Source organism: Microbacterium mangrovi (genome assembly GCF_000802305.1).
GTDB classification, from domain to species: Bacteria; Actinomycetota; Actinomycetes; order Actinomycetales; family Microbacteriaceae; genus Microbacterium; species Microbacterium mangrovi.
The window spans coordinates 38,800-64,018 of the sequence record NZ_JTDK01000016.1 but is presented as its reverse complement, the minus strand read 5'-3'; the positions used below and the strand labels follow the sequence as shown (position 1 = coordinate 64,018).

The window sequence follows — 25,219 nt, the reverse complement described above, 5'->3', positions numbered from 1 at the left end:
TGCAGCGTCCGCGGATGCCTGTCCCCGCCCGGGGGCGGGCATCCGTCGTCTCCGGCGTGTATCAGGGCGAATGAGAGCGCTCTCCCTGTCAATGTGACGGAAATGTTACGAGATTGTTCACCGGAACGCCGCGTTCTTGGCAAGTTCCGGGGGACGCGTCGAATAGCCTTTTCGAAAGCGCCGGGGGGCGCCGAAGGCGGCATCTCAGGCAAAGAGACCTAAGTGCGCGCAGGGGGTGATCATGTCGATCTTCAGCATCGATGAGCAGACGTCCCCCTCGGGCGTGCCCGCGACCCGGCGCAGTGCCCGCGAAGCGGCCGCGACGACGGCGCCGCCGGTGCATCCTTCGGCACCGATCCCGGTGCAGGGACCTGCCGTGGGCACCGGCATCCGCGTCCCGCTCGGCGAGACCGGCTTCGACGTGTTCCCCCTCATCCTCGGCGGTCGTGCCTTCGGCGCGTCGGTCGGGCAGCACCGCGCCGATGCCACGCTCGACGCCTACGTCGGCCGGGGCGGCAACGCCGTCTACACGGCCGACCGGTGGGGCGCCGGGCGCAGTGAGCAGATCATCGGCCAGTGGCTGAGCACCCGCGGGCTGCGCGACGACATCGTCCTCGCGGTGCGCGTGGGCGGGCATCCCGACAATCCCGGGCTCGGTCCGGTGAACCTGGTCCGCGCCGTGGAGGCGTCCCTGACCCGCCTCGGCACCGACCGCATCGACGTCCTCTACCTTGACGGCACCGGCGAGCCGGCGGCCCTCGACGACACTCTGGCGACCGCCGAGTGGCTGGTGGGCGCGGGCAAGGCGCGGGCACTCGCGGCGTACGGCTTCACCGCCGAGCAGCTGGTCGAGGCGCGCATCTTCGCTTCCGCCGGGTATCCCCGGTTCACGGTGCTCGACGCCCCGTACAGCGTGGTGCGCCGCGGTGACTTCGACGGCGACCTGCGGCTCGTCGCCGGTGCCCAGGGCATCGCCGTGACTCCGTCGCACGCGGTGGAGCGGTCCCTGCTGGCCGCAGACGCCCCGTCCGCGGCACGGATCATGGCCCGGGCGGTCCGACCCTCCCAGTGGGGACAGTCGCTGCAGAGGCGGGCGGCACGCCTGCGCAAGGCTCTCATCTCCGTCGGAGCTTCCCTCGGCGTCTCCGAAACCGCGGTGGCGGTCGCGTGGCTGCTCGCCCAGCGGCTGATCGTGGCCCCGATCGTCGATGCGACCGGGCCCCAGCAGATCGAAGACGTGGTGCAGGGCGTGGGCGTCCACCTGAGCCGTGCCCAGCTGACTGAGATCGCGCGCGCGGCGGAGTGACGTCATTCGTGACGTAAGGTGGTTGACCGTGTGCCCGCACCGGGCCGGCATCGACGCCTGAGAGGATTCAGCCATAACGCACTACATCTACCTCGTGCGTCACGGGGAGCACCAGGACGCCGAGCACGGCCTCACCGACGGGCATCTGTCCGCGCGCGGGCGACGCCAGGCCGAGCTCCTCGCGGATCGCCTGTCGGGAGTCCCGCTGGATGCCGTGTGGCACTCGCCCCTCGAACGCGCCGCCCAGACGGCGCATGCCGTCGCGGAGCGCCTGCCGGCGATCGAGCCGCAGCCGACCGCGTTGCTGTTCGACTGCGTCCCGAGCGGGATGACGCCCGAGACGCCGGCGGCGTTCGAGCCCTTCTTCGGATCGGTGACCGAGGCCGAGGTCGAGGCGGGCACCGCGCAGATGGCGGACGCGGTGAGCGAGTTCCTGGTGCGCAAGCCCGGTGACGTCCATGAGCTGCTCATCACCCACAACTTCGTGATCGGCTGGTTCGTGCGCGAGGTGCTCGGTGCTCCCGCCTGGCGCTGGATGACCCTGAACCAGGCGCACTGCGGCCTGTCGATCATCGCGCAGCGGCACGGCCGCCCGTGGACGCTGGTCTCGCACAACGACCTGGCCCACCTGCCCTTCGAGCTGCGCACCGGCCTCCCCGAGCTGCCCCCGGTCTGAGCCGTCCGGTCGCCGGCGGAGGAGATACGCCGGCCGGAGGAGGCTTCGGCATCCCGGCATCCTCCCCTCGCGCCATGTCCTCCGCTGCTCGCGCCGGGCGTGGGCGGTCGCGGTCGTGAGCGGAGGGGATGTGGTGGGCGGAGGAGGTTTCGGCGGCCCGGCATCCTCCCTTCGCGTCATGTCCTCCGCCGGTGGCGCCGCGGCGCCCGCGTCAGAGGGTCTTCGCGTACCAGCGGGTCGCGTTCGGGTTGTCGTTGTAGCGGGCGACGGGAGTGAAGCCGGTGGCGCGATACAGGCCGGCGGCCGCCTCCAGCGAATGGTGGGTGTCGAGCACCAGCTCGGCCGCACCCCACTCGCGCGCGTGGGCCTCGAGCGCCTCGAGCAGGAGGCGTCCCCACCCCTGGCCGCGGCCGGCCTCGCGCACGTACAGGTGCTTGACCTCGTAGCGGATGCCGGACGGGCCGTCCGCCAGGCGCCGGATGCCGCCGCATCCGCTCGGCACATCGCCGTCGTCGAGCACGAGGAACACACCGCCCGGGGGCACGAAGGCCGCGGGGTCCGGGAAGTGGATCGCGTAGTCGACGCCCTGATGCGCGAATCCGATCTCGCGCGTGTGGAAGTACTCCTCCAGCAGCTCGTGCGCGTCGGTCGCGTCGACGGGGGAGGGGCGGAGGGATGCCACCCGCCCACGGTACCCCGGCGGGCACCGGAGCCGCGATTAGGCTGGAAGCATGACGACGCGTGTGGCTGTGGTGGGGGCATCCGGAAAGCTCGGAGGGATCATCTGCGACATCGTGCGCGAGACCGCCGGCTTCGAGCTGACCGCCCGGCTCGGCTCGCGCGACGACATGTCGGCGCTCGCCGGCGCCGACCTGGTGGTCGATGCCACGACCCCGGCCGTCTCGGGCGACGTCGTGCGTCTCGCGATCGAGCACGGCGTCCCCGTGCTCGTGGGCACATCGGGCTGGTCCGCCGAGCGGATCGCCGCGATCCGGCCGCTCGCCGACGCCGCCGGCACCGGCGTCATGTTCGTGCCGAACTTCTCGCTCGGCTCCGTGCTCGGCTCCGCGCTCGCCGCCGCTGCGGCTCCCTTCTTCGACTCGGTCGAGATCATCGAGGCGCACCGCGACACCAAGATCGACTCGCCGAGCGGCACCGCGGTGCGCACCGCCGAGCTGATCGCCGCCGCGCGCACCGAGCAGGGCCCCGTCGACGCGCCTTTCGCCGACCAGCGTGCCCGGGGCCAGCAGGTCGCCAGCGTTCCCGTGCACTCGCTCCGCCGCCCCGGGGTGGTCGCCAAGCAGGAGGTCATCCTCTCCGGCGCGGGCGAGTCCCTGTCGATCGTGCACGACACCGTCGAGCCCGCGCAGGCCTACGCGCCCGGCATCCGGCTGGCGCTGCAGCACGCACCCACGGTGCAGGGCGTCGTGGTCGGACTCGACTCGGTGATCGACATCGGGATCGGGGCTTCCCGCTCATGAGCACCCGCATCGGCGTCGCGACCATGTCGGTCGCGCTGCTGCTCTACCTGGTCATCTCGCTGAACTGGGCGGTGGCCCTGCTGCGGACCGGAACCGCCGTCGCGATCGTGATGGGCGTGGCGCTGCTGATCCTGCCGCTCGTGGCCGGATGGGCGCTCGGGCGCGAACTGTGGTTCGGATTCCGGGCGGAGAGGATCGGGCGCCGGCTGGAGGCCGAGGGCGGGCTGCCCGACGACGAGGTGGCCGTGCGCGAGAGCGGCCGCGTCGTCCGCGAGGATGCCGATGCGGTCTTCCCCCGGTACCGGGACGACGTGCAGGCGCACCCCGACGACTGGCGCGCCTGGTACCGCCTCGGTCTCGCCTACGACGCATCGGGCGATCGCCGCCGCGCGCGGGACGCCGTGCGCACGGCGATCCGGCTCGAGCACGCGGCCTCGGCATCCTGAGTCGGAACGACGAAGGCCGCCCCCGAAGGGACGGCCTCCTCGATGGCGTGCGCCTCAGGCGAGGGTCGCCTCGATGGTGATCTCGATGCCCGCGAGGGCGGCCGAGACCGGGCATCCGGCCTTGGCCTCCTGCGCGAGGCGCGCGAAGTCCTCCTGCGAGAGGCCGGCGACTTCGGCGTTCACGTTGAGGTGGCTGCCGGTGATGCCGGTGCCCGGGATGAAGGTGACCGACGCGGTCGTCTCGAGCTTCTGCGGCGGGGTGCCGTTCTCGGCGAGGGCGAGCGAGAACGCCATGTTGAAGCAGGACGAGTGCGCGGCGGCGATGAGCTCCTCGGGCGTGGTGACCGAGGTCGAGCCCTCGCTGCGGGCCTTCCAGTTGACGGCGAACGGGCCCTGGTTGGAGCTCTCCAGGGCGACCTCGCCGGAGCCCTCGAACAGGCTTCCGCTCCAGGTGGCGCTGGCTTCGCTGGTGACGCTCATTGTTCCTCCGTGGGGTGCGACGCCCGTCGATCCGGGCGTGCGGGTCTGGTGCGACGCGGATGCGCCGACGCCAGCCTAACGGCAGGACGTCCGAGCAGTCACTCGGCGTGCGCCTGGGCCGTGAGGCGGGCGAGCTCGAGTTCGACGACGCTGCGGCCGGGGGTGCCGCCGAAGCGCGTCTGGACCATGCCGTGGCGGTCCAGGACGAGAGTCGTGGGCGTCTGCATGACGCGGAAGTGCCGGGCGATGTCGGGGCGGTGCGTCACGTCGACGTCGAGATGCAGCACGCCCGACCGGTCGCGGGCGACGTCCGCGAGAACGCGGTGGACGCCCGGGCACCGGGTGCACGAGCGCGTGCTGAACTGGAGCAGGGTGGCACTCTCCCCGAGAGCCTCGGCTCCGAGCCGGTGGGGCTCCACGACCTCGTCCATGGCGGGGGAGGTGAGGACCCGGCCGCGCCGCCAGGCGAGCACGATGCCGCCGATCACGGCCCCGAGCACGAGCGCGGCCAGAACCATGCACGCGACGAACAGACCCATGACAGAACAGGGTAACGCGATACCGCTGACATATTCACCAGATTGTTGTTTTGAATTCCCAGTGACGTGCGGGTTCCGCTGATCCCGACCCGGGGTCGGACCCCCTCGGTATCGTGGTGTCCGTGAGCATCGCGACCCCGTACGAAGACCTCCTCCGCGACGTCCTCGCCCACGGCACCCACAAGAGCGACCGCACCGGCACGGGCACCACCAGCGTGTTCGGCCGGCAGATCCGCTTCGACCTCGCCGAGGGGTTCCCCCTCATCACCACCAAGCGCGTGCACTTCAAGTCGATCGCGTACGAGCTGCTCTGGTTCCTGCGCGGCGAGTCCAACGTGGCGTGGCTGCGCGAGAACGGCGTCACCATCTGGGACGAATGGGCGGATGCCGCCGGCGAACTCGGCCCGGTCTACGGCGTGCAGTGGCGGTCGTGGCCGACGCCCGACGGCGGCCAGATCGACCAGATCAGCGACGTGATCGCGCAGATCCGGCAGAACCCCGATTCGCGGCGGCTGATCGTGTCGGCGTGGAACCCGGCCGACATCCCCGACATGGCCCTCGCGCCGTGCCACGCCCTCTTCCAGTTCTACGTCGCCGACGGCAAACTGTCGTGCCAGCTGTACCAGCGAAGCGCCGACCTCTTCCTGGGCGTCCCGTTCAACATCGCCTCCTACGCGCTGCTGACGATGATGATCGCCCAGCAGACCGGCCTCGAACCGGGCGACTTCGTCTGGACCGGCGGTGACTGCCACATCTACGACAACCACCGCGACCAGGTCGCCGAGCAGCTCACCCGCGACCCCTACCCGGCGCCCCGGCTGCGGTTCACCCGCACGCCCGCCTCGATCTTCGACTACGCCTACGAGGATTTCGCGATCGAGGACTACCAGCACCACCCCACGATCCGCGCGGCCGTCGCCGTATGAGCCGGATCGGCCTCATCTGGGCGCAGACCCCCGCGGGTGTCATCGGCGCGCAGGGCGGGATGCCGTGGCACGTCCCCGAAGACCTGGCGCACTTCAAAGAGACCACCCTCGGCTCGCCGGTCGTGATGGGCCGGCGCACGTGGGAGTCCTTCCCCGACCGGTTCCGCCCGCTGCCCGGGCGCCGCAACATCGTCGTCACCTCGCACGATGACGTGGGCGAGGGCGCCGAGACGGTGCGCTCCCTGGGGGCGGCGCTCGACCTCGCGGGGCAGGACGACCCGGAGTGGGTGTGGGTGATCGGCGGTGGGCAGATCTTCGCCGCGGCGATCGACGGCGCCGACCGTCTGGAGGTCACCGAACTCGACATCGAGGTGCAGGGCGACACTGTCGCGCCCGAGGTGATCGGCTGGCACGTCACCGCGCACCGGCCCGCCGAAGGCTGGCTGACCTCGCGCACCGGCATCCGCTATCGCTTCCTCCGGCTGGAACGCTGATGGCCACGGCCCTCATCACCGGGGCGAGCTCCGGACTCGGCGCCGAATTCGCGCGGCAGCTCGCCGCGCGCGGTGCCGACCTCGTGCTCGTCGCCCGCGACCAGGACGCCCTCGACGCGCTCGCCGTGCGGCTGCGCGCGCACGGGGTCGCCGTCGAGGTGCTCGTGGCCGATCTGACGGATGCCGAGCAGCTCACCCGTGTCGAGGCCCGAGCGGGCGACGCCGCGAATCCGATCGACGTTCTCGTGAACAACGCCGGGGTCGGGCTGTCGCTCGCCTTCGAGCAGAACGACATCGCCGACGAGGTCCGTCACCTGCGCCTGCACGACGAGGTGCCCATGCGCCTCATGCACGCCGTCCTCGGGCCGATGCTCGCGCGGGGGAGCGGACGCATCATCAACGTGGCCTCCATCGCGGCGTTCATGCCCCGCTCGACCTACGGCGCCGTCAAGGGCTGGCTCGTGCAGTTCAGCCGGTGGGCGAACGCCCGCTACGGCCCGCGCGGCGTCACGGTGACCGCCGTCTGCCCGGGGTGGGTGCACACCAACTTCCACGAGCGGCTCGGCCTGCCGCCGGGCGAGGAGGGGATCCCGGCGTTCCTGTGGCTGAACGCGCCCCAGGTCGTCCGCGAGGGTCTGCGGGATGCCGCACGCGGCCGATCCGTCTCGGTTCCGTCCGTGCGCTACCGCGTGATCCGGCGCCTGCTGCCGCTCCTGCCCGACCACGTCGGCGCGCACCTCGGGGAACGCGGCCGAACCTAATCCCGATAACCTGGGGTACATGACACATTCGGGCAATCCCTTCGGTCAGGTGCTGGTCGCGCTCGTCACTCCGATGACGGCCGACGGCGAAGTGGATTGGCCCAGCGTCGAGAAGCACATCGACGACGTGATCAACGCCGGCTGCGACGGCGTCGTGGTCACCGGCACCACCGGCGAGACCTCCACCCTGACCGACGCCGAGAAGCTGCGCCTGGTCGAGGTCGGCAAGTCGGTCGCCGCGGGCCGCGCCAAGATCATCACCGGCGGCGGCTCGAACGAGACCGCGCACGCGATCGAGCTGTACAAGGCGAGCGAGAAGGCGGGCGCCGACGGCGTCATGATCGTCACGCCGTACTACAACAAGCCGACGCAGGCCGGCATCCTCACCCACTTCCGGCTGGTGGCCGACGCCACCGACCTGCCGGTGATCCTGTACGACATCCCCGGCCGCACCGGTGTGCCGATCCAGTACGAGACCATCCTGCGCCTGGCCAAGCACCCGAACATCCTCGCGGTCAAGGATGCCAAGGGCGACTTCAGCGAGGTCAGCCGCGTGCTCAACCAGACCGACCTCATGTACTTCTCCGGTGACGACTCGAACGTGCTCCCGCACCTCGCGATCGGTGCCACCGGCCTCATCGGCGTGACCGCGAACATCACGGCCGCTCCGTACCGCACGATCGTCGACGCGGTCAACCGCGGCGACCTCAAGACGGCGACAGCCGAGCACAAGCGCCTCGAGCCGCTCGTGCGTGCCGCGATGACGCACGTGCCCGGCACCGTGGCGACCAAGTACATCCTGCACGGCCTCGGCCGCATCTCCAGCCCCCGCGTCCGTCTGCCCCTCGTGGGGCCGGAGGAGTGGGAGGCCGCCAAGATCGAAGACGAGCTGGCGCTGGTGAAGGACGTCCCGGGTGCCGACTTCTCGGACTTCCGCCCCGACCGCAACGCGGCCGCCGGCGGTGCGCTGCCGAAGGTGTCCGGCACCACCCGCTGAACCGCCCCGGGCGACAATTTTCGATAGGAACGCGATGACCAACCCGACAAACCCGCCCGCACTCCAGCCCGGCACCCTGCGTGTCATTCCGCTCGGCGGGCTGGGGGAGGTCGGGCGAAACATGACCGTGTTCGAGTACGAGGGCAAGCTCCTCGTCGTCGACTGCGGCGTGCTGTTCCCTGAGGAGCACCACCCCGGTGTCGACCTGATCCTGCCGGATTTCGAACCGATCCGCGGGCGGCTGGACGACATCGTCGGCGTCGTGCTCACGCACGGCCACGAGGACCACATCGGAGCGGTGCCGTACCTGCTCAAGCTCACACGTGACATCCCGCTGATCGGATCCGGCCTCACGCTCGCCCTCGTCGAGGCGAAGCTCAAGGAGCACCGCATCAAGCCGTACACCCTCACGGTGCGCGAAGGCCAGCACGAGAAGGTCGGACCGTTCGACCTCGAGTTCATCGCGGTCAACCACTCCATCCCCGACGCCCTCGCGGTCGCGATCCGCACGCCCGCGGGCACGGCGCTGGCGACCGGCGACTTCAAGATGGACCAGCTGCCGCTCGACGGTCGCATCACCGACCTGCGCTCGTTCGCGCGCCTCGGCGAAGAGGGCGTGGACCTGTTCCTGGTCGACTCCACGAACGCCGACGTGCCCGGGTTCACGCCCACCGAGCGCTCGATCGGCCCGGTCTTGGACCAGGTGATCGCGAAGGCCCCGCGCCGGGTCGTCGTCGCGAGCTTCTCCAGCCACGTGCACCGCGTGCAGCAGGTGCTGGATGCCGCACACGCCCACGGTCGCCGCGTCGCGTTCCTCGGACGCAGCATGGTGCGCAACATGACGATCGCGTCCGACCTCGGCTACCTGAAGGTGCCCGAGGGCGTGCTCATCGACTACAAGAAGGCCAAGGACCTCCCCGACGACCGGATCGTCTACATGTCGACCGGTTCGCAGGGCGAGCCGATGGCGGTGCTGAGCCGCATGGCGAACCTCGATCACGCGATCGAGCCGGGGCCGGGCGACACCGTCATCCTCGCGTCTAGCCTGATCCCGGGCAACGAGAACGCGGTCTACCGCGTCATCGACGGGCTCACGAAGCTCGGCGCGACGGTGGTGCACAAGGGCAACGCGAAGGTGCACGTGTCGGGGCACGCGGCGGCGGGCGAACTGCTCTACTGCTACAACATCCTGCGTCCGCGCAACGTGCTGCCGGTGCACGGCGAGTACCGGCACCTGATGGCCAACGCGAAGCTCGCGCAGGACACCGGCATCCCCTCCGAACGCACCATCATCGGCGAGAACGGCACCGTCGTCGATCTGCGCGACGGGGTGGCGTCGGTCGTCGGCCAGCTCGACCTGGGCTTCGTGTACGTCGACGGTTCCAGCGTGGGCGAGATCACCGACGCGGACCTGAAAGACCGGCGCATCCTCGGCGAGGAGGGCTTCATCTCGGTGATCGTCGTGGTGGATGCCTCCACCGGCCGCGTCATCTCCGGTCCCGAGGTGCACGCCCGCGGCGTCGCCGAGGACGACTCGGTGTTCGACGACATCGTCCCCAAGATCACGGCGGCGCTCGCCGAGGCGGCCGGCAACGGCGTACGCGACAACCACGCCCTGTCGCAGGTCGTGCGTCGCACGATCGGGCGCTGGGTGGCTCAGAAGCTGCGCCGTCGCCCGATGATCGTGCCGCTGGTCATCGAAGCCTGATCGTCCGCCGGCGGGACTCGGTCGAGCCCGCCGGCGAGCCGGATCGCTCCCGGTGTCACCGGAGCGCGGCCACCGTGCCGATCACGCGCTTCGCGAAGCGCAGCTGCCGCTCGTAGGTCGCGGCGATGACGATGAGGATGACGCCCGCGATCGCGAGCCATAGCCACCACCACACCTGGGCGTAGGCGAGCGCGATCATCGGCCACAGCTGGTTGATGCCGTGCACGGCCAGCACTCCCGCGCCGAGCAGGAACGGCGCCTGCAGACGGGCGAACACGCCGACCAGCATCAGTGCGAAGGCCACGACGCCGAGCGAGACGAGCCGCCACGTCTGCGGGTCGCCGAAGTCGGCGACGAGCGACGGCACGAGCAGCACGCTCAGCCCGGCGCCGAGGGCGGGCCAGCTGTGCAGCGACGGATCACGACGCATGCGGACCGCTCCGGCCGTGGTCATCGCGGCTCCGGCCACCACCGTGACCAGGTCGACGGGATCCACGACGCCCGCGAGCATCGTGACGCCCGCGGTGACCAGCAGAGTGACGAGGACGGTCCAGACGGTGAGCCGGTGCGCCAGGGGCGGGATGCCGGGCAGCGCCGTCAGCACGTGCAGCATCCCGAGGATGACGACCGGTGCCAGGGCGAGCAGCACCGGACGCGGGAGATCGGTGCTGAGAAGCACCGGAACGGCGGATGCCACGACGACCGCGGAGGCCAGGGCCGCATCGAGCCGGGCGTTCGTGACCGTGTGCCGCTGCCGGCGGATGACCGCCCAGAGACCCGCTGCGAGGGCGAACGCCGCCCACGCGCCGATCGCGACGGTCACCGGTATGGCGATGCCCGGCAGCACGGACGACGACGCACCCGACTGAGCCTCGCCGCCGAGCTCGATCGCGCGGATCGCCGCCGCGCCGGTCGACGCCGTCAGCGCCGAGCAGAGCGCAATCAGTCGCAGCGGGGTACGCCGGAAAAGGCGCGGGATCCACGGGATCGCGACGATGAGCGCGATTCCGACCCCGGCGAGGACCACCGGGCGCAGGGCGGAATCCCCGCCGGCGAGGGCGCTCGGGACGACCGCGACGGCGGCTCCCGCCCACACCGCCGCCGCGCGGCCGGAAAGGGCGCCGCCGACGAGAACCGACGCGCCCACAGTCACCGTGACGAGGTCGAACGGATCGATGTGGTCCAGAAGCAGGATGACAGCGCCGACCACGGCCGACGCGGCCACCGCGGTCGCCCCGACGAGCGGGTGAGACCAGGGCCTGCGCCCGGGGATGCAGACCGCCACTCGCAGCGCGGCGAGGGTCAGGAGCGGCGGCAGGACCACCGCCAAGGGCTGGGTGCCGTGAGCCAGCAGGACGAGCACGGGGAGCGTGGCGACGGCGATCGCGCTGGACGCGACCCAGGGCGCGACGTCGGCACGCACCTCGCCCAGCCGGTCGAGCAGCACCGCGCCGACGAGGCCGCCCACCAGGACGATCGCCGCCCAGACCTCGGCGGCCCACGGCATCCCGGCCCACGGCTCGGCGGCGACGAGAGCAGGATCGGCGGCCACGGCGAGCCCGCGGACGGCCGCGGCGCCGACCGCAGCGCCGGTCGCGGCGGCGAGGGCGATCGTCCGAACCGGAACCGAGCCCACGCGGCGCGGGATCCAGCGGGAGACGCCGAAGACCACGGCCGCCGCCGCGACCAGGAGGAGCGGACGCAGCGCCGGGTGATCGCTCGCGGCGACCGAGGGGAGGACCGTGATCGCCGCCCCCGTCCAGGCGAGCCAGGTCCGCCCGCCCAGGATGCCCGCGGTGACCAGCGACGCCCCGACGAGAATCGACACCGGATCGAACGGGTCGATGCCGCTGACGGCGATGCTCACGGCGCCGAGTCCGACGACCGACGTCAGCGACGCCCACCGCGACGCCGCCGCATCCAGCGGCCACAGCGTCGGCAGCGCCGTCGCCGCGTGCACGACGCCCAGCACGACGATCGGCGCCAGCAGCATCCACATCGGCACAGACGGATGCAGGCACAGCACGGCGGGCGGGGCAGCGGACAACAGGGATGCCGCGCCGGCTCCGGCGCCCGCGACGCGGGACGGCACCGCCGCGATCCGTGCCGCGAGGGCAGCGGCCGCCAGTCCGCCGACGAGGGCGGCTGCCGCCCAGACGTCGGCCGGCCAGTCTCCGTGCATCGCCAGGGCGACGCCGTGCACGGTCGCGGCTCCGGCGACGGCGACGCCGCCGGCGGTCACGGCGATCAGCCGGACCGGGATGCCGCGCCAGCGCGTCGCGAACCACGGCGACAGGGCCAGCAGCAGCACGCCTGCGCACACCGTGAGAACGGCCCGCAACGACGATTCCGCGCCGGCCACGACGCTCGGCAGGACGGCGACCCCGGCCCCCGTCCAGGCGAGCGCGGAACGACCGGCGAACCGGGCTGCGGACGGGTCGGCCGCAGCCGGGCGGCGGAAGGCGAGCACCACCGCGATCGCCGACACCACGGCGGCGGTCGGAATCGTGTACGCCTCGACGGCGCCCGCCCCGGCCTGATGCAGTGCCGTCCACAGGGCCACCAGCCCCAGCACAGGCGTCAGCCAGGCCAGGTGCCGCCACGGCGACGTGCCCGCGGTGGGCTCGCCATCGATCGAGGCGATCAGGTACGGGATCGGGGCGGCGAGCAGGACGACCAGCCACGCCTGCGGAGCGCCCGCGGCTCCGGCGATGGCGGCCGCGCCGACGAGGGCGCTCGACGAGAAGAGCGCGACGGCCGTGGACCGGCCGGCCGGGACCCGGATGAGCAGGGCGCTCGCCGTGAGGACGAGTGCCACGGCCGACACGGCGACCCAGCGCAAGCCCCGGTCGATCGCGAGCAGCGGCAGCACATGCCAGACCGTGACGGCAGCGGCGATGGGCAGGAGTGCAGCCAGGCAGGTCCGCAGGTGCGACCGGCGGTCGACGGTGACCCCCACGCCGCACACGACGGTCAGCACCAGCGTCGGAACCCAGGCGCCGGAGGCGGATGCCGGAGACGTCGCCGCGGTGGCGAGGCCCGCGGCGGCGCCGAGCAGCGCCGGAGCGGAGACCGCCCAGGTCGCGACGCGGTCGAGGGGGCGGACGGCGAGCGCTGCGGCGAGGACCCCGGCGGATCCGAGGACGAGCCACGGCCCGGCGCTCGTCCACGGCTCGACGAGGGTGATCCGTGCGGCCGGCGCCCACAGCGGCACCGCAGCGGCCGACACGCACAGCACCGCGGAGGCGATCGCGAGATGGATCGCTCGCGCCGGCATCCCGCTCGCGCTCGGCCACACCCGGGGCGCGAGCGCCGCACCGACCACGCCCACGGCGACGAATGCCGTCGTCGTCGGCAGGAAGAGCGCCGCGTCGGTCCAGGCGATCGCGAGGAGCAGGATGCCGGCCAGCATCTCCGCCGTCGTCAGGACGACGCGCAGGCCCGGTCCGTGCAGACGCGTCGCGAGCCCGAGCGACACGACCGCGATCGCGACGTCGGCGGTGGCGGAGAGCGCGGGGTCCGGGTACGTGGCGGCGGCCAGCGCCGCCCACGCGAGGAACAGCGCCGGCAGCCACGGCACCGCGCCGAGCCGGCGCCGCACGAACAGCGACGCGCCCGCCGCGACCGCGACCGCGAGGGGCGCGACCGCGGCCGCGGCACCGGTGACGACCGGACCGTACGACGCCGGCGCCCCGTCGCCGCCGACGAGCCATCCGCCCGCCGGAGCGGCGGCCACCGTGACGGCGCGCAGGACGCCGAGCAGCAGACCGGGGAGCGCGGCGATCGTCGTCACGACCGCGGCCGAGAGGACGGCCCCGCCGCCCACGTTCGGCCGGATGCGTCCACGGAGTGCAGCGATGCCGGCGGTGACGAGCCCGGCGCCGGCCGGTGCCACCCAGGCGCCCGCCTCGAGGGCCAGTTCCTGGGTGGCGGCGACGACGGGGGCGAGGGCGGCTGCGCCGCCGGCGACGACCGCGCAGACCACGCGCAGCCGGCGTGCCCGGACCGGGACCGCGGCGATCAAGGCGCCCCACATCCCGGCGGCGACCCCGAGAGTGAGGAGCGCGTGCCAGGGCAGGTCGGGCAGTGCATCCGCGGCACCGAGGACGGCCCCCAGCCCGAGCACCCCGCTCTCGACGGTCATGACCGTCGCCGGTCGCGAGCGCGGCAGCAGTCGCGCCGCGACGCCGACGAGGAGTGCGGCGAGCCCGCCCACCCAGAACCGGGTCGAGCCCTGTTCGGGAGCGAACGACGACGCGAACAGCGCAGCGCCGATCGGGGCGAGACCGGCAGCCGCGTAGCCGGCCGAACGGAGCCCGGTCAGTCGCCGCGCCGCGGCGAGGGCCGCAGCCAGGATGAGGGCGGTACCTCCGTAGTAGGCGGCCTCGTCGATCGTCCCGCTGCCGAAGGCGTCGTTCGCGCGCACGATCCACACGTCCAGCAGGAGCAGCACGATCGCGACGATCCCGACGCCCTCGCCGGTGACGATGAGGCCTCGCCGCCGCAGGAACCAGGCGAGGGCGAGCACGCCGATGCTGCCGACCGCGATGATCAGCGATCGCACCTCGAGGCTGGCGACCAGGTACGCCCAGAACAGGAAGACGACGGCGGCGACCGACGTGAGGATGACCCCCACGCTGAGGATCGTGAACTGCATGCTGAAGCGGTGCGCGAAGGCGCGCGGCCGCGGCTCGTCCGCGGGCGCCGGTGCCGGCGCGGGCGCAGCGGCGCTCGGGGCGGCTGCCGCCTCCGGGGCCGGTGCGGCGACGCGGGCGGCCTCGGCCCTCGCGGCGGCCTCGGCCTGCTCTGCCGCCTGCCGCTCGTCCTCGCGCCGACGCGCGGCCTCCTGCTCGCGCCGGACCGCCGCCGTGTGCGCGTCCCGCAGCGCCTGCTGAGTGCGCACCGAGACGAGCATCTCGGTGCGCTCGCCGACGAGCCGCTGGATGCTGCGTCCGGCCTCGAGGACCGGGGCCAGGCCCGGCATCCGGACGTCGAGGCCGCAGACCGCGCACACCATCGTGCTGATCGGTGTGAAGCAGATCGGGCACTTCGCGGTGTCGGCGAAGGCCGTGGGGTCCGCCGGCCATTGCGGCGGCATGACGGTGGCGGCGCCACTGCCGCCCAGAGAATCGGACATGGGATCAGCCCTTCATCGACGACGTTCGCGCGTCGGCTCTCGGTGGTCGGTGCGTCCGGCGTCAGCCGTGGACGCGCGGCCGCAGCCGCGAAGCGCGAGCGGTGTCGTGCCGGGGCACGTGCCGGTGCCGGTGCGTCAGCAGGATCAGGGCGCCGCCGGTGAGCACGAACGCGATCGCGATCGCGGCGATGTAGGTCAGCGGCGTCGCGTACCCGGTCGGCCCGTTCGGGTCGAGGAACGGGTACGGATACCAGTAGGCCGTCGATCCGTCCGGCGCGGGCACGAGCGGCCCGCGCGCCATCGTGTAGACCGCCCACAGCAGCGGGATGCCGACCACGGCCGACAGGGCGCTCCAGCGCAGCCGGCGCCGCCGCGGCCCGAAGACGGCGTCGACGACGATGAAGATCGGCAGCACCACGTGCAGCGTCTCGATCGCCCAGTGGTCGAGGAAGGCCACGACCGGCGGATCGGCCGCCGCGACCGCGGACGGGATGCCGCGCAGCAGCGCGTTGTAGACGATGCCCAGGATGATCACCGCCGCGCTCGTCGTGACCAGCGCGTTCGCGAGCGGCGCCGACTCCACGGCATCCGCCGGCGCGTCCGATCCCCGTCGGGCGGCGATGAGCAGCACCACGACCGTCGCCGTCGAGCAGACGATCGTGAACAGGCTGAAGTAGTTCGCCAGCACCAGGCCCAGATCCTGATGCATCCGCTCGGCGCGGGCGACGTTGACGATGAACCCTGCGATGACCCCGGTTGCCGCAACGGCGGCTGCGCCGGTTCGCCATGTCGACCAACTCATGGCCGGCTCCTTTCCCCAGCGGGGCTGCGGCGCCCCCGTGGTGCCGCAGCCCCGAACCCCCCGGCCGAGGACCCCCCTCCTCGACTTCTTCCAGCGTGGCAGGGCGGCGCCCGGCTGTCTGTCGGCACTTCGGGGGACATCTGCCGGGAGGAAACTCCGCAGAACGGGCGATTTTGTCGGTATTTCGGGGGACATTTGTCCCCATTTCGGGGGACAAGGGCCCTCGCGCGGCCTGTTCCGGACCTCGGGCGGATGCCGCGTCATTCCGGCCGATGTCCGAGGCCTGTCGTACCGTGGAGTAATGGCCAAGAGCACCGGCTCGACCACGCGTGGGCGCACGCCCGCGAAGTCCGCGTCCGCGGGCTCGTCGTCGCGCGCCCGCAAGCCCGCGCCCACCCCCAAGCGCTACGTCGACCAGCCCGACCGGCCCCCGGTCGTCCAGCGGGCGTGGATGGGCGTCGCGCACGGTGTGGGCGGGCTGTTCCGGGCGTTCGGCCCCGAGACCCTCGAGAAGGAGCAGCGCCGCGACGGTCTGCCGTTCCTCATCGTGCTGCTGGCGATCGCCGGGGCCGTGGTCGAGTGGTTCCTGATCGGCACGCCCGCGTCGGCGAACATCAGCGCCTACTCGGTCGGCGCGCTGGTCGGCCGGGTCGCCTTCGTGATGCCCGTCATCCTGGTGATCCTCGCCGGCTGGCTGTTCCGGCATCCCGCCTCGGTGCACGACAACGGCCGCATCGGGATCGGGTTCCTCCTGTTCGTCGTCTCGCTCGCCGGCATCTGCCACGTCGCCGGGGGTCGCCCGGCGCCGAGCCAGGGCCTGCCCGCGCTCAGCAAGGCCGGCGGCCTGTTCGGCTGGATGGTGGGGGAGCCCCTCGCCATGCTCCTGACGAACATCGGCGCATACATCGTGCTCGGGGCGCTCGCGGCCCTCAGCATCCTGATCCTCACCAAGACCCCGCCGAACCGCATCGGCCGGCGCCTCGGCGACCTCTACGCCTGGATGTTCGGGGCCGAGCGCCGCGAGCAGGCGCCTGCCGCCGCGACCGGACCCACGGTCGCCTTCACCCCCGACGAGCAGGCGGACGACGCCGACCCCGCCCTGCCGTGGTGGCGCCGCAACAAGTCGGGCCGCGAGAAGGACCCCGACCACGACGTCGATTCCGAGGCGCTCACCGAGCTGCTCTCGCCCGGGCAGTCGCAGGGCGGCTTCGACAAGGCGATCGCCACGACCGAGCCGCATCACGCCACCGACGACCTCACCGAGGTCGTCACGCGGGCCGTGCTCGCGGGTGCGCAGAAGGCCGCATCGGCCGCGCGCACCGGCCTGAAGGACGACAGCCTCACCGAGGTCATCGACGACGGCACGCTTCCCGGGCTGTCCGGCATCGGCGGAGCGAGCGAAGGGATGCCGCCGGGCGCCCCGTACCGTCTGCCGGCGGTGCAGACCCTCGCCGCGGGAAGCCCGCACAAGGCGCGCTCGGAAGCGAACGACGCCGTCGTCGCGGCGATCACGAGCGTCCTCGAGCAGTTCCAGGTGAATGCGCGCGTCACCGGCTTCTCGCGCGGGCCGACGGTGACCCAGTACGAGATCGAGGTGGGTCCGGGCGTCAAGGTCGAGCGGATCACCGCGCTGACCAACAACATCGCCTACGCGGTCGCCTCCAACGAGGTGCGCATCCTCGCGCCGATCCCCGGCAAGAGCGCGATCGGCGTCGAGATCCCCAACACCGACCGCGAGATCGTCACCCTCGGCGACGTGCTGCGCTCCAATGCGGCGCAGACCTCGACCCATCCGATGACGATCGGCGTCGGCAAGGACGTCGGCGGCGGGTACGTCGTCGCGAACCTGGCCAAGATGCCCCACCTGCTCGTGGCCGGATCCACCGGTTCGGGCAAGTCGAGCTTCGTGAACTCCATGATCACGAGCCTGCTGATGCGCGCCAAGCCCTCCGAGGTGCGCATGGTGCTCATCGACCCCAAGCGGGTCGAGCTCACGTCCTACACCGGCGTCCCGCACCTCATCACGCCCATCATCACGAACCCGAAGAAGGCCGCCGAGGCGCTGCAGTGGGTCGTCAAGGAGATGGACATGCGGTACGACGACCTGGCGTCGTTCGGGTTCCGCCACATCGACGACTTCAACAAGGCGGTCGTCGCCGGTGAGATCCAGCTGCCGGTGGGCAGCGAGCGCGTGCTCAAGCCCTACCCGTACCTGCTCGTGGTCGTCGACGAGCTCGCCGACCTGATGATGGTCGCGCCGCGCGACGTCGAGGACTCCATCGTGCGCATCACGCAGCTGGCGCGCGCGTCCGGCATCCACCTGGTCCTGGCCACCCAGCGCCCCTCGGTCGACGTCGTGACCGGCCTCATCAAGGCGAACGTGCCGTCGCGCCTGGCCTTCGCGGTCACCAGCGTCACCGATTCGCGGGTCATCCTGGACCAGCCCGGCGCCGACCGGCTCATCGGTCAGGGTGACGGCCTGTTCCTGCCGATGGGCTCGTCCAAGGCCCTGCGGGTGCAGGGCGCCTGGGTCAGCGAGTCCGAGATCGAGAAGGTCGTCAAGCACGTGACCGGGCAGGCGCGCCCCGACTACCGGGCCGACGTGCAGGCCGTCGTCGAGAAGAAAGAGGTCGATGCCGACATCGGCGACGACCTCGAACTGCTGCTGGCGGCGGCGGAGCAGATCGTCTCCACGCAGTTCGGGTCCACTTCGATGCTGCAGCGCAAGCTGCGCGTCGGCTTCGCGAAGGCGGGCCGCCTGATGGACCTGCTCGAATCGCGCGAGATCGTCGGCCCCTCCGAGGGGTCCAAGGCGCGCGACGTCCTGGTCACCCCCGAGCAGCTGCCCGAGGTGCTCGCGCGGCTGCGCGGCGAAGACGTCCCCGCACCCGCGCCGGCGGGTGCCGAAGCCGACGACCGCTACGGCACCGATGCGGTCGAGAAGCAGTACGAGGGCGTCCCGGTCGACGACCAGGACGGCGACGAAGACGCCTGGCAGCTGACAGGACGCGACTGACATGGCGGTTCCCCGGCAGCTGCCGAACACCATCACCGTCATCCGCATCCTGTGCGCGCCGGTCTTCCTGTGGATGCTGCTCGCCGACGGCGGTCAGAACGGCGCCCTGCGCTGGTGGGCCACGGTCCTGTTCGTCGTCGCCATCGCCACGGACGGCATCGACGGATGGCTCGCGCGGCGCAACGACATCGTCACCGATCTCGGAAAGATCCTCGATCCGATCGCCGACAAGGCGCTCACGGGGTGCGCGTTCGTCGGGCTGTCGATCCTGGATGAGCTGCCCTGGTGGATCACCGTCATCGTGCTGGTGCGCGAGATCGGCATCACGATCTACCGCTTCATGGTCATCAGCGACCACGTGCTCGCCGCGGCGTGGATGGGCAAGCTCAAGACGGTCGCCCAGGCCGTCGCGCTGACGCTCGCCCTCGCGCCGCTGTGGACCCTCGTGGGGGATTGGATCTTCTGGGTCAACGGCATCACGATGACGATCGCCGTGGTGCTCACGATCGCGAGCGGCATCGACTACGTCGTCAGCGAGGTGCGCGGCCGCCGCGGCAAGGCGGCCGGGTGAGTGCGTCCGGAGCGGATGCCGAGGCCGCGACGCTGCTGGCCGCGCTCTCCGCGCGCGGCTGGTCGGTCGCGGTGGCCGAGTCGCTGACCGGCGGGCTCGTGGTCGCGTCGCTCGTGTCGGTGCCGGGTGCATCGGCGTGGGTGCGCGGGGGAGTGGTGGCCTACGCGACGGAGCTCAAGCAGTCGCTTCTCGGCGTCGATGCGGCGCTCCTGGCCGCGCACGGCGCCGTGCATCCCGAGGTGGCGCGGCAGATGGCGACCGGCGTTCGCCGCGCGGCATCCATCTCCGGGAGGGATGCCGACGTGGGCATCGCGACCACCGGCATCGCCGGACCGGACTCGCCCGACGGGCAGGAGGTCGGCACGGTCCACGTGGGCATCGCCTGGCCGGGCGATGACCTGGTGGTCTCGCTGCAGCTGCACGGCACGCGCGACGAGATCCGCATCGCGTCCGTGCGGCACGCGCTGCGCGCCGCGACCGATGCGATGACACGCGCGGAATAGGCGACGCGCCGTTTCCGTTCTATGTGACGTATCCCCAGCGAGTGGGAAGATTCACGGGTTAGGGTGAGGATGACGTCAGGTAGACTGGCCAGCCAATCGAGATCGCGGCGCACAGCACGTCCGGGGGCGACAGAATGAAGGGGGCTCCGATGGTTCTGGTACGACAGGAGATCGGCGACGTTCTGCGCGATCTCCGACTGCAGAAGGGCCGTACCCTTCGCCAGGTCGCAAGCAAGGCGTCGGTCGCGCTCGGTTACCTCAGCGAGGTCGAGCGCGGGCAGAAAGAGGCGTCCAGCGAGATCCTGGCGTCCGTGGCGGATGCGCTCGACACCCCGGTCTCGGTGATCATGCACGAGGTCGGCGACCGCATGGCCGTGATCGAGGGGCTTCACCTCGTTCCCGACGTGGTGCCCGACGACCTCGTCGCCTCGGTAGGACCCGAGCTCTCCCTGCGCTGACACGGTGCGACGAAGCGAGTTCGATCGCGCCGTCGAACGCGAGTTCGGCGCGCGCGCGGCATCCTTGGTGACCGACCTCGGCCTGACCGGCGTCGGCGGCCGGACGGCGCGCGAGGCGCTGGATGCCGGAGTACCTCCGCGGGAGGTCTGGATGGCGCTGTGCGAAGAGACCGACGTTCCCCTGTCGCGCCGGCACGGCGCGGGGCGTCAGGAACCGCACGCTCGGCGCTGAGCGCCGCGATCCCGCCCCGATCTTTTCGGCGTGTCGTCGAAGATGCGTTCGAGGACTGCGTAGTCTGTCCACAAGGTGATCGTCCACGTGACTTTCCACAGTACGGGGCCCGATCGGACCTTCTCGAAGGGCCGATGTCGGACCCCCCTCGTACTGTGAGCGGTGGTGAACGACACCGACGCCTTGTCGCAGTCTCCCGGACGGCCCGGCCGCCCGGAGCGCGACAGCCTATAGGCGGCAGAACCGAGACCGGAGACATCCGGAGACGCATCCTCAGGAGGAGCAATGCCCACTCAGGCAGACCGCGAGAAGGCCCTCGAATCGGCCCTCGCACAGATCGACCGCCAGTTCGGCAAGGGCTCGGTGATGCGTCTCGGCAGCGACGAGCGCGCGCCGGTCGAGGTCATCCCCACCGGATCGATCGCGCTGGATGTCGCGCTCGGCGTCGGCGGCCTGCCGCGCGGCCGCATCATCGAGATCTACGGCCCCGAGTCGTCCGGTAAGACCACCCTGACCCTGCACGCCATCGCGAACGTCCAGCGCGCCGGCGGTATCGCAGCTTTCATCGACGCTGAGCACGCCCTCGACCCCGAGTACGCCAAGAAGCTCGGCGTCGACATCGACCAGCTCCTCGTCTCGCAGCCCGACACCGGTGAGCAGGCCCTCGAGATCGCCGACATGCTGGTGCGTTCCGGAGCGATCGATCTCGCCGTGATCGACTCGGTCGCGGCCCTCGTGCCGCGAGCGGAGATCGAGGGCGAGATGGGCGACTCACACGTCGGCCTGCAGGCCCGCCTCATGTCGCAGGCGCTGCGCAAGCTCACCGGTGGTCTCAACCAGACCAACACCACGATGATCTTCATCAACCAGCTGCGCGAGAAGATCGGCGTCTTCTTCGGGTCGCCCGAGACCACCGCGGGCGGCAAGGCGCTCAAGTTCTACGCCTCGGTGCGTCTGGACATCCGCCGCATCGAAACCCTGAAAGACGGCGCCGACGCGGTCGGAAACCGCACGCGCGTCAAGGTCGTCAAGAACAAGATGGCGCCGCCGTTCAAGCAGGCGGAGTTCGACATCCTCTACGGTGTGGGCATCTCGCGCGAGGGCAGTCTCATCGACTTCGGCGTCGAGCACGGCATCGTGAAGAAGTCCGGCTCCTGGTACACGTACGAGGGCGATCAGCTCGGCCAGGGCAAGGAGAACGCCCGCAACTTCCTGATCACCAACCCCGATATCGCCGCCGACATCGAGCAGAAGATCAAGGTCAAGCTCGGCATCGGCGTGCCGCGCGCGGCGGCTGACGAGCCGGCCGACGAGCTGGCGAAGAAGCGCACCGCCTGAGGTCCGGCGGGTCGACCATGGATCAGTGGCACGGGAGCGACGAGACCGAGCGCGACGACCTCGCTCCTGTCATTCCGCTGTTCGCCCAGCGGATGCCGACGCCGACCGGCGCGGCATCCGCTCGGGCGATCGCCCCGAACCATCCGGCGTTCGCCGGCGGCGCCCGCACCGGCCGCGACGACGCCGAAGCAGCAACGGCCCCGCGCGCTGCGCCCGAACCGCTGCGGCCGTCGCGATCGCATTCGGTGCGGTTCGTCGAACTGGATGAGTCCGAACCGGCAGGGTTCGACGCCGACGACGCCGGCCACGACGCCGCGGGGCCGGCCGTAGCCCAGGCGCACGCGGAGTTCGCGGAGAAGGCGCTGCTGCGAAAGCTCCGAACGCGGTCGCTCTCGGTCCGCGAGGCGAGAGCAGTTCTCGTCGGGTTCGATCTGGCCGGAGAGGCGGTCGACGACATCGTCAACCGCTTCGAGCAGAGCCGCTACCTCGACGATGCGGCTCTCGCGGAGCAGCTCGTCCACACCGGGTCCGCGCGCAAGGGTCAGGGCCGCCAGGCGATCGCCCAGACGATGGCCGGCCGAGGCATCCCGCGCGAGGTCGCCGATGCCGCCCTCGCCGATCTTCCCGACGACGACCTCGAACGCGCCCTCGACTACGCCCGCACCAAAGCGGTGTCCCTGGCGCGCCTCGACCCGCAGACCGGGCTGCGCCGGCTGATGGGGCAGCTCACCCGGCGCGGCTACCCGTCGCACATCGCCATGACCGCCGCGCGGCAGGCCCTCGACGAGCAGTCGCGTCCGCGCGGTCCCCGGTTCAGCTGAGGGGGCGCCCCGGCTCACAGCCCGCGATCGTAGAATGAGCGGATCATGACTTCCCCCTCTTCCACACCGACGCTCATCGCGCCGTCCGCTGCGGCGACGATGCCCGACGGCCGCGCGCGCACCTACGAGGTCCGCACCTTCGGGTGCCAGATGAACGTGCACGACTCCGAGCGGTTGTCCGGCTCGCTGGAGAGCGCCGGCTACGTGCCGGCCGAGGCGGGCGCCGAGGCCGACGTCGTGGTCATCAACACGTGTGCCGTGCGCGACAACGCCGCCGGCAAGCTGTACGGCACCCTCGGACACCTCAAGTCCCGCAAAGACCAGCACGAGGGCATGCAGATCGCCGTCGGCGGATGCCTCGCGCAGATGGACAAAGACACCGTGCTCGACAAGGCCCCGTGGGTCGACGTGGTCTTCGGCACCCACAACATGGGGTCGCTTCCCAGCCTGCTCGAGCGGGCACGCCACAACGACGAGGCCGAGCTCGAGATCCTCGAGGCCCTCGAGGTGTTCCCCTCGACGCTGCCCACCAAGCGCGACAGCGTCTACAGCGGCTGGGTGTCGATCTCGGTCGGGTGCAACAACACGTGCACCTTCTGCATCGTGCCGAGCCTGCGCGGCAAAGAGAAGGACCGCCGCCCCGGCGACATCCTGAGCGAGATCAAGCTCCTCGTCGACGACGGAGCGATCGAAGTCACCCTGCTCGGGCAGAACGTCAACTCCTACGGCGTCGAGTTCGGCGACCGTCAGGCCTTCGGCAAGCTGCTGCGCGCCGCCGGCGAGATCGAGGGGCTCGAGCGCATCCGCTTCACCAGCCCGCACCCGGCGGCCTTCACCGACGACGTCATCGACGCGATGGCCGAGACCGGCGCCGTGATGCCGCAGCTGCACATGCCGCTGCAGTCCGGCAGCGACCGCATCCTCAAGGCGATGCGACGCTCCTACCGCAGCGACAGGTTCCTCGGCATCCTCGACCGGGTGCGCGCGAAGATCCCGAACGCGGCCATCACCACCGACATCATCGTCGGCTTCCCCGGGGAGACCGAGGAGGACTTCGAAGACACCCTGCGCGTCGTCGAGCAGGCCCGCTTCTCGGCGGCGTTCACCTTCCAGTACTCCATCCGCGAGGGCACCCCGGCCGCGACCATGCCCGACCAGGTGCCCAAGCACATCGTCCAGCAGCGCTACGAGCGCCTCGTGGCGCTGCAGGAGCGCATCTCGCTCGAAGAGAACCAGAAGCAGCTCGGCCGCGAGCTGCAGGTGCTCGTCTCCACCGGCGAGGGCAAGAAGGATGCCGCGACCCACCGCCTGACCGGCCGTGCCGAAGACAACCGGCTCGTGCACTTCGAGGTGCCGGCCGGGTCCGACCTGCCCCGTCCCGGTGACATCGTCTCGGTCGTGGTCACCCACGCGGCGCCCTTCCACCTGCTCGCCGATGCGCCCGACGGCGCCCCGCTGCGCATCCGGCGCACCCGCGCCGGCGACGCCTGGGACCGCAGCCAGGCCGAGTCGTGCGCGATCCCGGCACCCGCCGGGGGGCCGGGCGCGCCGCGCGCCGTGTCGCTGGGTCTGCCGACCCTGCGCGCCGGCGTGTGAGCCCCCGCCTCTACGCGATCGTCGGGGCCACCGGCACCGGCAAGACGGCGCTGTCGCTCGACGTCGCCGAGCAGCTGACCCGTGCGGGTCGCCCCGCCGAGATCGTCAACGCCGACGCCATGCAGCTGTATCGCGGCATGGACATCGGCACGGCGAAGCTCCCGGAGTCGGAGCGGCGCGGCATCCCGCACCACCTCTTCGACGTGCTCGAGGTCACCGATGAGGCGGCCGTCGCCTGGTACCAGGATGCCGCCCGCACCGCGATCGCCGACATCCAGGCGCGCGGTGCCGACGCCGTGCTCGTCGGCGGCTCCGGGCTCTACGTGTCGAGCGTCGTCTACGATTTCCGGTTTCCGCCCCACGACGACGAACTCCGCGCCGAGCTCGAAGCGGAACTCGACCGGCACGGACCCGGTGCGCTGTACGCGCGCCTGCAGCGCGAGGACCCGGCGACGGCGGCCCGGGTCGACCCCCGCAACGGCCGGCGCATCGTCCGCGCGCTCGAAGTGCTCGCGCAGGGGGAGGCCACGCACGGCGCGGCCCTTCCCGACGAACCCGTGCTCTGGCACCCGGACACCCGCCTCGTCGGCGTGCAGGTGCCGCGTGACGAACTCGTGCCGCGCCTGGACGCGCGCGTCGAGAAGATGTGGGCAGACGGGATCCTCGACGAGGTCGAGATGCTGCGCGCCCGCGGGCTCGAACGGGGCACCACGGCGCGCCGGGCGATCGGGTACGCCCAGGCGCTCGCCCAGCTGACCGGCGAGAAGACCGAAGCCGACGCGATCGCCGAGACGCAGGCGCTCACCCGGAGGTATGCGCGTCGCCAGGTCTCGTGGTTCCGCCGCTATCCCGGACTCCGCTGGGTGGACCCGGGCCAGGATGCCGTCACCCTGACGGGCTGACGGACGGGCGGGCGATCGCCGCCCCCTAG

23 protein-coding genes are annotated in these 25,219 nt (G+C 71.7%); 18 read left to right on the top strand and 5 right to left on the bottom strand.

Going from position 1 to position 25,219, the window contains the following annotated elements; genetic code table 11:
- Nucleotides 1-241: 241 nt before the first annotated feature.
- Both LK09_RS16210 and LK09_RS16205 read left to right on the top strand, forming a co-directional pair.
- Nucleotides 242-1,306: an aldo/keto reductase gene (locus LK09_RS16210; protein WP_052226918.1), complete on the top strand. Its 1,065-nt coding sequence runs from the start codon at nucleotides 242-244 to the stop codon at nucleotides 1,304-1,306.
- A gap of 73 nt (nucleotides 1,307-1,379) precedes the next feature.
- Nucleotides 1,380-1,982, top strand: coding sequence for a histidine phosphatase family protein (locus tag LK09_RS16205; RefSeq protein WP_039401843.1), 603 nt, complete (start codon nucleotides 1,380-1,382; stop codon nucleotides 1,980-1,982).
- Nucleotides 1,983-2,193: 211 nt separating this feature from the next.
- Here the strand turns inward: LK09_RS16205 and LK09_RS16200 are convergent, their stop codons facing one another.
- Nucleotides 2,194-2,664: a GNAT family N-acetyltransferase gene (locus LK09_RS16200; RefSeq protein ID WP_039401841.1), complete on the bottom strand. Its 471-nt coding sequence runs from the start codon at nucleotides 2,662-2,664 to the stop codon at nucleotides 2,194-2,196.
- 49 nt (nucleotides 2,665-2,713) lie between these two features.
- Between LK09_RS16200 and dapB the strand changes: the two genes are divergently transcribed.
- Nucleotides 2,714-3,463, top strand: a complete 750-nt coding sequence (gene dapB, locus LK09_RS16195; protein WP_039401838.1) for a 4-hydroxy-tetrahydrodipicolinate reductase — start codon at nucleotides 2,714-2,716, stop codon at nucleotides 3,461-3,463.
- A complete protein-coding gene (locus LK09_RS16190; RefSeq protein WP_039401835.1) occupies nucleotides 3,460-3,909 on the top strand; it encodes a hypothetical protein in 450 nt (149 codons plus the stop codon). Before dapB ends, LK09_RS16190 begins: the two co-directional genes overlap by 4 nt.
- Nucleotides 3,910-3,963: 54 nt before the next feature.
- Here LK09_RS16190 and LK09_RS16185 read toward each other — a convergent pair whose 3' ends face one another.
- Both LK09_RS16185 and LK09_RS16180 read right to left on the bottom strand, forming a co-directional pair.
- Nucleotides 3,964-4,389 (bottom strand): OsmC family peroxiredoxin, encoded by a 426-nt coding sequence (locus LK09_RS16185; RefSeq protein WP_039401832.1) that lies wholly within the window; start codon nucleotides 4,387-4,389, stop codon nucleotides 3,964-3,966.
- Nucleotides 4,390-4,487: 98 nt separating this feature from the next.
- A complete protein-coding gene (locus tag LK09_RS16180; protein ID WP_039401830.1) occupies nucleotides 4,488-4,928 on the bottom strand; it encodes a TlpA family protein disulfide reductase in 441 nt (146 codons plus the stop codon).
- 116 nt (nucleotides 4,929-5,044) lie between these two features.
- On the opposite strand from LK09_RS16180, the gene LK09_RS16175 reads away from it, so the two are divergent.
- Genes LK09_RS16175 through LK09_RS16155 form a run of 5 tightly spaced genes read left to right on the top strand, consistent with a single transcriptional unit; the run spans nucleotide 5,045 to nucleotide 9,814 of the window.
- Nucleotides 5,045-5,854, top strand: coding sequence for a thymidylate synthase (locus LK09_RS16175; RefSeq protein WP_156138865.1), 810 nt, complete (start codon nucleotides 5,045-5,047; stop codon nucleotides 5,852-5,854).
- Nucleotides 5,851-6,348, top strand: a complete 498-nt coding sequence (locus LK09_RS16170; protein ID WP_039401825.1) for a dihydrofolate reductase — start codon at nucleotides 5,851-5,853, stop codon at nucleotides 6,346-6,348. Before LK09_RS16175 ends, LK09_RS16170 begins: the two co-directional genes overlap by 4 nt.
- Entirely contained in the window at nucleotides 6,348-7,109 is a 762-nt protein-coding gene (locus LK09_RS16165; RefSeq protein WP_039401823.1) for an SDR family NAD(P)-dependent oxidoreductase, read from the top strand. Before LK09_RS16170 ends, LK09_RS16165 begins: the two co-directional genes overlap by 1 nt.
- Before the next feature lie 19 nt (nucleotides 7,110-7,128).
- A complete protein-coding gene (dapA, locus tag LK09_RS16160) occupies nucleotides 7,129-8,106 on the top strand; it encodes a 4-hydroxy-tetrahydrodipicolinate synthase (protein ID WP_039401821.1) in 978 nt (325 codons plus the stop codon).
- Between the two features lie 34 nt (nucleotides 8,107-8,140).
- Entirely contained in the window at nucleotides 8,141-9,814 is a 1,674-nt protein-coding gene (locus tag LK09_RS16155) for a ribonuclease J (RefSeq protein ID WP_039401818.1), read from the top strand.
- A gap of 55 nt (nucleotides 9,815-9,869) precedes the next feature.
- Here the strand turns inward: LK09_RS16155 and LK09_RS16150 are convergent, their stop codons facing one another.
- Nucleotides 9,870-14,951, bottom strand: coding sequence for an SCO7613 C-terminal domain-containing membrane protein (locus LK09_RS16150; protein WP_039401815.1), 5,082 nt, complete (start codon nucleotides 14,949-14,951; stop codon nucleotides 9,870-9,872).
- A gap of 61 nt (nucleotides 14,952-15,012) precedes the next feature.
- The gene (locus LK09_RS16145) at nucleotides 15,013-15,753 is read right to left on the bottom strand and encodes a Pr6Pr family membrane protein (RefSeq protein ID WP_052226901.1); all 741 of its coding nucleotides are present in this window, start codon (nucleotides 15,751-15,753) and stop codon (nucleotides 15,013-15,015) included.
- A 301-nt stretch (nucleotides 15,754-16,054) separates the two neighbouring features.
- Between LK09_RS16145 and LK09_RS16140 the strand changes: the two genes are divergently transcribed.
- From LK09_RS16140 to miaA, 9 genes are all read left to right on the top strand, one after another.
- The gene (locus tag LK09_RS16140) at nucleotides 16,055-18,769 is read left to right on the top strand and encodes an FtsK/SpoIIIE family DNA translocase (protein ID WP_039401813.1); all 2,715 of its coding nucleotides are present in this window, start codon (nucleotides 16,055-16,057) and stop codon (nucleotides 18,767-18,769) included.
- Between the two features lies 1 nt (nucleotide 18,770).
- A complete protein-coding gene (pgsA, locus tag LK09_RS16135) occupies nucleotides 18,771-19,340 on the top strand; it encodes a CDP-diacylglycerol--glycerol-3-phosphate 3-phosphatidyltransferase (protein ID WP_039401811.1) in 570 nt (189 codons plus the stop codon).
- Nucleotides 19,337-19,843: a CinA family protein gene (locus tag LK09_RS16130; protein ID WP_039401809.1), complete on the top strand. Its 507-nt coding sequence runs from the start codon at nucleotides 19,337-19,339 to the stop codon at nucleotides 19,841-19,843. The genes pgsA and LK09_RS16130 overlap by 4 nt, the downstream gene beginning before the upstream one ends.
- Nucleotides 19,844-19,992: 149 nt before the next feature.
- Nucleotides 19,993-20,301, top strand: a complete 309-nt coding sequence (locus tag LK09_RS16125) for a helix-turn-helix domain-containing protein (RefSeq protein WP_039401807.1) — start codon at nucleotides 19,993-19,995, stop codon at nucleotides 20,299-20,301.
- Nucleotides 20,302-20,305: 4 nt separating this feature from the next.
- Nucleotides 20,306-20,533 (top strand): DUF3046 domain-containing protein, encoded by a 228-nt coding sequence (locus LK09_RS16120; RefSeq protein ID WP_039401805.1) that lies wholly within the window; start codon nucleotides 20,306-20,308, stop codon nucleotides 20,531-20,533.
- 285 nt (nucleotides 20,534-20,818) lie between these two features.
- On the top strand, nucleotides 20,819-21,871 hold the full coding sequence (gene recA, locus LK09_RS16115) for a recombinase RecA (protein ID WP_039401802.1): 1,053 nt from the start codon (nucleotides 20,819-20,821) through the stop codon (nucleotides 21,869-21,871).
- Nucleotides 21,872-21,888: 17 nt separating this feature from the next.
- On the top strand, nucleotides 21,889-22,692 hold the full coding sequence (locus LK09_RS20905; protein ID WP_052226900.1) for a regulatory protein RecX: 804 nt from the start codon (nucleotides 21,889-21,891) through the stop codon (nucleotides 22,690-22,692).
- A gap of 45 nt (nucleotides 22,693-22,737) precedes the next feature.
- A complete protein-coding gene (miaB, locus tag LK09_RS16105) occupies nucleotides 22,738-24,288 on the top strand; it encodes a tRNA (N6-isopentenyl adenosine(37)-C2)-methylthiotransferase MiaB (RefSeq protein ID WP_039401799.1) in 1,551 nt (516 codons plus the stop codon).
- Nucleotides 24,285-25,190, top strand: a complete 906-nt coding sequence (gene miaA, locus LK09_RS16100) for a tRNA (adenosine(37)-N6)-dimethylallyltransferase MiaA (RefSeq protein WP_039402027.1) — start codon at nucleotides 24,285-24,287, stop codon at nucleotides 25,188-25,190. The genes miaB and miaA overlap by 4 nt, the downstream gene beginning before the upstream one ends.
- Nucleotides 25,191-25,219: the final 29 nt, after the last annotated feature.

Coding starts and splice junctions, on each gene's coding strand:
- LK09_RS16210 (WP_052226918.1), top strand. CDS start 242: ATGTCGATCTTCAGCATCGATGAGCAGACGTCCCCCTCGGGCGTGCCC.
- dapB (WP_039401838.1), top strand. CDS start 2,714: ATGACGACGCGTGTGGCTGTGGTGGGGGCATCCGGAAAGCTCGGAGGG.
- LK09_RS16190 (WP_039401835.1), top strand. CDS start 3,460: ATGAGCACCCGCATCGGCGTCGCGACCATGTCGGTCGCGCTGCTGCTC.
- LK09_RS16185 (WP_039401832.1), bottom strand. CDS start 4,389: ATGAGCGTCACCAGCGAAGCCAGCGCCACCTGGAGCGGAAGCCTGTTC.
- LK09_RS16180 (WP_039401830.1), bottom strand. CDS start 4,928: ATGGGTCTGTTCGTCGCGTGCATGGTTCTGGCCGCGCTCGTGCTCGGG.
- LK09_RS16170 (WP_039401825.1), top strand. CDS start 5,851: ATGAGCCGGATCGGCCTCATCTGGGCGCAGACCCCCGCGGGTGTCATC.
- LK09_RS16165 (WP_039401823.1), top strand. CDS start 6,348: ATGGCCACGGCCCTCATCACCGGGGCGAGCTCCGGACTCGGCGCCGAA.
- dapA (WP_039401821.1), top strand. CDS start 7,129: ATGACACATTCGGGCAATCCCTTCGGTCAGGTGCTGGTCGCGCTCGTC.
- LK09_RS16155 (WP_039401818.1), top strand. CDS start 8,141: ATGACCAACCCGACAAACCCGCCCGCACTCCAGCCCGGCACCCTGCGT.
- LK09_RS16150 (WP_039401815.1), bottom strand. CDS start 14,951: ATGTCCGATTCTCTGGGCGGCAGTGGCGCCGCCACCGTCATGCCGCCG.
- LK09_RS16145 (WP_052226901.1), bottom strand. CDS start 15,753: ATGAGTTGGTCGACATGGCGAACCGGCGCAGCCGCCGTTGCGGCAACC.
- LK09_RS16140 (WP_039401813.1), top strand. CDS start 16,055: ATGGCCAAGAGCACCGGCTCGACCACGCGTGGGCGCACGCCCGCGAAG.
- pgsA (WP_039401811.1), top strand. CDS start 18,771: ATGGCGGTTCCCCGGCAGCTGCCGAACACCATCACCGTCATCCGCATC.
- LK09_RS16125 (WP_039401807.1), top strand. CDS start 19,993: ATGGTTCTGGTACGACAGGAGATCGGCGACGTTCTGCGCGATCTCCGA.
- recA (WP_039401802.1), top strand. CDS start 20,819: ATGCCCACTCAGGCAGACCGCGAGAAGGCCCTCGAATCGGCCCTCGCA.
- LK09_RS20905 (WP_052226900.1), top strand. CDS start 21,889: ATGGATCAGTGGCACGGGAGCGACGAGACCGAGCGCGACGACCTCGCT.
- miaB (WP_039401799.1), top strand. CDS start 22,738: ATGACTTCCCCCTCTTCCACACCGACGCTCATCGCGCCGTCCGCTGCG.